Genomic DNA, 4,655 nt, shown 5'->3' on the forward strand with positions numbered 1-4,655 from the left:
TGCATCGCAGGCAAGCCAGCTCCCACCAAAGCCAGCTCCCACGCTGGCTGCACTTACCGCTTTAGATCAGAGCAGCTCGAACGTCTGCTGCTGCACATCTTGGGAATCCAGCCCAATCTGCACATTGAACTCGCCCGGCTCTGCCGCGTACTTGAGCTGGGTGTTGTAGAACTTCAAGTCTTCCTCGGTGATGGTGAAGTGCAGCGTGCGCTCCTCGCCAGCCTTGAGCATGACCTTCTGGAAGTTCTTCAGCTCCTTGATCGGGCGGATCATCGAGCCGGCCACGTCCTGGATATACAGCTGCACCACGGTTTCGCCATCGACCTTGCCGGTGTTTTTCAGGGTGACACTGGCGTCGAGCTTGCCGGTCTTGTTCAGGGTGGTGGACGACAGCGCCATGTCCGACAGGCTGAAGGTGCTGTAGCTCAGGCCATAACCAAATGGAAACAGCGGCCCGGTGACGTCATCGAAGTACTGCGAGGTGTAGTTGCCCGGCTTGCCCGGCGTGAACGGCCGGCCGATGGTCAGGTGGTTGTAGTAAGTCGGAATCTGGCCTACCGAACGTGGGAACGTGATGGGCAGCTTGCCCGACGGGTTGTAGTCGCCAAACAGCACGTCGGCGATTGCGTTGCCGCCTTCGGTGCCGGCGAACCAGGTTTCCAGAATGGCGTCGGCTTCTTTGTTCTCGTCCACAATCGACAGCGGACGACCGTTCATCAGCACCAGCACCAGCGGCTTGCCGGTGGCTTTGAGGGCCTTGATCAGGTCGCGCTGGCTTTGCGGGATGTTCAGGTCGGTGCGGCTGGAGGACTCGTGGGACATCCCACGGGACTCGCCCACGGCGGCGACCACGACGTCGGCGCTTTTCGCCGCTTTCACCGCTTCGTCGATCATCTCCTGAGGCGGGCGGGTGTCATCCACCACTTCCGGCGCATCGAAGTTGAGGAAGTTGAGGTAGTCGACCACGGCCTTGTCGTTGGTGATGTTGGCGCCGCGCGCATAGATCACTTTGCCTTTTTCGCCGATCACGGCGTTCATCCCGTCGAGCAGGGTCACCGATTGCGCCGGTTTGCCGGCGGCGGCCCAGCTGCCCATCATGTCGATGGGGGCTTTGGCCAGCGGGCCGACCAGGGCGATGGTCGCAGACTTCTTCAGCGGCAGCGTGTTGTCCTGGTTTTTCAGCAGGACCAGGCTGCGGCGCGCGATGTCGCGGGCATCGGCACGGTGCAGGCGGCTCTCGGCGTAGGTGTCGGCCGGGTCATCCTCGGCCTTGCCGATGCGCAGGTACGGGTCTTTGAACAGGCCCATGTCGTACTTGGCGCCGAGCACTTCACGCACGGCGTTGTCGATGTCGCTCTGTTCGATCTCGCCGGACTTGAGCAGGCCGGGCAATTCCTTGCCGTAGAGCGAGTCGTTCATGCTCATGTCGATGCCGGCCTTGATCGCCAGCTTCGCAGCTTCACGCCCGTCTTTGGCGACGCCGTGCTTGATCAGCTCGAAGATCGCGCCATGGTCGCTCACGGCCAGGCCCTTGAAGCCCCAGTCGCGGCGGAGCAGGTCGTTCATCAGCCAGGTGTTGGCCGTGGCGGGCACGCCGTTGATCGAGTTGAGTGCCACCATCACGCCGCCAGAACCGGCCTTGATTGCCGCGTGGTAGGGCGGCAGGTAGTCCTGGTACATCTTGACCGGGCTCATGTCGACCACGTTGTAGTCGCGACCGCCTTCCACCGCGCCATACAGGGCGAAGTGCTTGACGCTGGCCATGATGCTGTCGGCATTCGCCGGGCTGGTGCCCTGGAAGGCTTTGACCATCACTTCGGCAATGCGCGAAACCAGGTAGGTGTCTTCGCCGAAACCTTCGGAGGTGCGGCCCCAGCGCGGGTCACGGGAGATGTCGACCATCGGTGCAAAGGTGATGTCGAGGCTGTCGGCGGCGGCTTCCTGGGCGGCAATGCGCCCGGAGCGGCCGATGGCGTCCATGTCCCAGCTGGAGGCCAGGGCCAGGCTGATCGGGAAAATCGTGCGATGGCCGTGGATCACGTCGTAGGCAAAGAACATCGGGATCTTCAACCGGCTGCGCATGGCCGCGTCCTGCATCGGACGGTTTTCCGGGCGGGTGATGGAGTTGAAGGTGCCGCCGATACGGCCGGCGGCGATTTCCTTGCGGATCAGCTCGCGGGGCATTTCCGGGCCGATGCTGATCAGGCGCAATTGGCCGATCTTTTCATCCAGCGTCATCTGCTTGAGCAGGTCGCTGACGAAGGCGTCCTTGTCTTTAAGCGCAGCAGGCTTTGTTTCTGCCCAAACGGGGTGACTGGCCAAAGTGGCAGCGACAAGGCCGAGCAAACACAGCTTTTTCATGAATATCCTTTTTCGGCTTACTGCACAGCGAAATTGCGCTGCTCTGCCAAAATGTGGGGAACCTATGTTGTTGTTCGAGTGTTATCGCAGTAAATGCAGCACACTTCTGAACTCTTATTCGCGCTGGGCATCTTTTTAGCTGATTGGCTCAATGCAATCCAGTGGTGGCGGCGGATTATGCCCCAAGCGCGTGGTTTAAAGGGTTAGTCGTCACATTCCATCAAGTTTGGGCAGGAGAAACACCATGCAAGCAGCACATCATTACCGCTGGGGCTTGAAAGCCGCGGCCTTGTTACTGATCAGCAGCGTGCTGAGCGGTTGCGGCATCAACACCATTCCAACCCTGGACGAACAGGCCAAGGCCGCCTGGGGCCAGGTGCAGAACCAGTACCAACGCCGCGCCGACCTGATTCCCAACCTGGTGGAAGTGGTCAAGGGCTACGCCGCCCATGAGCAAGACACCCTCACGGCCGTGATCGAAGCGCGGGCCAAGGCCACCTCGATCCAGGTGGATGCCAGCACCCTCGACAACCCGGAAAAACTCAAGCAGTTCCAGCAAGCCCAGGATGGCCTGAGCGGTGCACTCAGCCGCTTGATGGTGGTGTCTGAGCGTTACCCGGACCTGAAGGCCAACCAGAACTTCCTGGCCTTGCAGTCGCAGCTTGAAGGCACGGAAAACCGGATTGCCGTGGCGCGTCGCGACTTTATCCAGGCCGTGCAGGCGTACAACACCGAAATTCGCACCTTCCCCGGCCGCCTGTGGCACAGCGTGATGTACAGCGACTTGCCGATCCGCGCCACGTTTGAAGCCACCAGTGCCGACGCTGATAAAGCGCCGCAAGTGAAGTTCAAATAAGGCTTCTCTGAGGTGTCGATGCGTTTATTACGGATAGGCTTGGCGCTGTGGTTGCTGGCGTGCGTGGGCGCGGCCCAGGCAGCATTGACCTTTCCGGCGTTGACCGGGCGGGTGGTGGACACCGCCCAGATGATCGACCCGGCGGTGCGCCAGCAGATCACCCAGCAATTGGAGCAGCTTGAGCAAAAAACCGGCGACCAGATCGTGGTGGTCACCGTGCCCGACCTGCAAGGCGTACCGATTGAGGACTACGGTTATCAACTGGGCCGCCAGTGGGGCATCGGCCAGAAGGGCAAGGACAATGGCGCGCTGCTGATCGTCGCCCGTGATGAGCGCACATTGCGCATCGAAGTCGGTTATGGCCTTGAAGGTGTGCTGACGGATGCGCAGTCGTGGGTGATCATCAATCAGGTGATCACGCCCAAGTTCAAGGCCGGCAACTACAGCCAGGGCATCAGCGACGGTGTGGCGGCGATGCTGCAGGTGGTGGGCGGTGAGCCGCTGGCGGTGCCGGCGCATGTGGCGGATGCGAACTTTGCCAAGGACAATCCCGGGTTTTCCATCGGCTTGTTCATCCTGCTGATCGGCGTGTTGTGGCTGTGCAATCGCATGGGCCTGCCGGTGGGCGCGATCCTGTTGGCGATTCTCAGCAGCAGTGGACGCGGCGGTGGTGGCGGGGGCGGCGGCGGTGGCTTCAGAGGCGGCGGCGGTGGTTTCGGCGGCGGTGGTGCCTCGGGTGGCTGGTAATGACAATAACGAGAAAAGAGCATCTACAACCATGGCCTTACTGACTGAACATGAGCAGCGCCAAGTCGCCGAAGCGATCGCCCGGGTCGAAAAAACCACTGACGCCGAGTTGGTGACCGTGCTGGCGGCCCGCGCCGACGATTACGCCTACATCCCGCTGTTGTGGGCCAGCTTGATCGCGTTGGTGGTGCCTGGCGTGGTGCATTACCTGTCGGGCTACCTGACCATGTACACCTTGCTGCTGGCGCAATGGGCGACTTTCATTGTGTTGTGCCTGGTGTTTCGCCTGCCCAAGGTCACCACGCGGTTGATTCCGCGTTCGGTACGCCACTGGCGCGCGTCGAACCTGGCCCGGCGCCAGTTTCTGGAGCAGAACCTGCACCACACGCTGGGCAGCACCGGGGTACTGATTTTTGTCAGTGAGGCCGAGCGTTACGTGGAAATCCTGGTGGATGAGGGCATTTCCAGGCATCTGGACGACAGCAGTTGGGACGGAATCGTCCAGGCGTTCACCCAGCAGGTGAAGCAGGGGCAGACGCTGGCGGGGTTTATAGCCTGCATTGAAGCCTGCGGCGAGTTGCTGAAGGTGCATGTGCCGATGACGCAGACGCGTAATGAGCTGCCGAATCGGCTGGTCGTGCTTGAATAGCCAGCAACATTTTTCTAAATGTGGGAGCGGGCTTGCTCGCGA

At 61.2% G+C, this 4,655-nt stretch carries 4 protein-coding genes; 3 read left to right on the forward strand and 1 reads right to left on the reverse strand.

The window, feature by feature from the left end; translation table 11 throughout:
- Positions 1–66: 66 nt before the first annotated feature.
- On the reverse strand, positions 67–2,361 hold the full coding sequence (bglX, locus tag WBB95_RS15805) for a beta-glucosidase BglX (protein ID WP_424488443.1): 2,295 nt from the start codon (positions 2,359–2,361) through the stop codon (positions 67–69).
- 244 nt (positions 2,362–2,605) lie between these two features.
- Here bglX and WBB95_RS15810 point away from each other — a divergent pair, with 244 nt between their 5' ends.
- The 3 genes from WBB95_RS15810 to WBB95_RS15820 are packed head-to-tail and all read left to right on the forward strand — an operon-like array spanning position 2,606 to position 4,613.
- Positions 2,606–3,217: a LemA family protein gene (locus tag WBB95_RS15810; protein WP_424488444.1), complete on the forward strand. Its 612-nt coding sequence runs from the start codon at positions 2,606–2,608 to the stop codon at positions 3,215–3,217.
- A gap of 18 nt (positions 3,218–3,235) precedes the next feature.
- Complete coding sequence (locus WBB95_RS15815) at positions 3,236–3,964, forward strand: TPM domain-containing protein (protein WP_424488445.1); 729 nt, start codon at positions 3,236–3,238, stop codon at positions 3,962–3,964.
- A gap of 31 nt (positions 3,965–3,995) precedes the next feature.
- The gene (locus WBB95_RS15820; protein WP_424488446.1) at positions 3,996–4,613 is read left to right on the forward strand and encodes a TPM domain-containing protein; all 618 of its coding nucleotides are present in this window, start codon (positions 3,996–3,998) and stop codon (positions 4,611–4,613) included.
- Positions 4,614–4,655 lie beyond the last annotated feature (42 nt).

Origin of the sequence: Pseudomonas sp., from assembly GCF_049645325.1 — a bacterium.
Classification (GTDB): Bacteria; Pseudomonadota; Gammaproteobacteria; order Pseudomonadales; family Pseudomonadaceae; genus Aquipseudomonas.

Coding starts and splice junctions, on each gene's coding strand:
- bglX (WP_424488443.1), bottom strand. CDS start 2,361: ATGAAAAAGCTGTGTTTGCTCGGCCTTGTCGCTGCCACTTTGGCCAGT.
- WBB95_RS15810 (WP_424488444.1), top strand. CDS start 2,606: ATGCAAGCAGCACATCATTACCGCTGGGGCTTGAAAGCCGCGGCCTTG.
- WBB95_RS15815 (WP_424488445.1), top strand. CDS start 3,236: ATGCGTTTATTACGGATAGGCTTGGCGCTGTGGTTGCTGGCGTGCGTG.
- WBB95_RS15820 (WP_424488446.1), top strand. CDS start 3,996: ATGGCCTTACTGACTGAACATGAGCAGCGCCAAGTCGCCGAAGCGATC.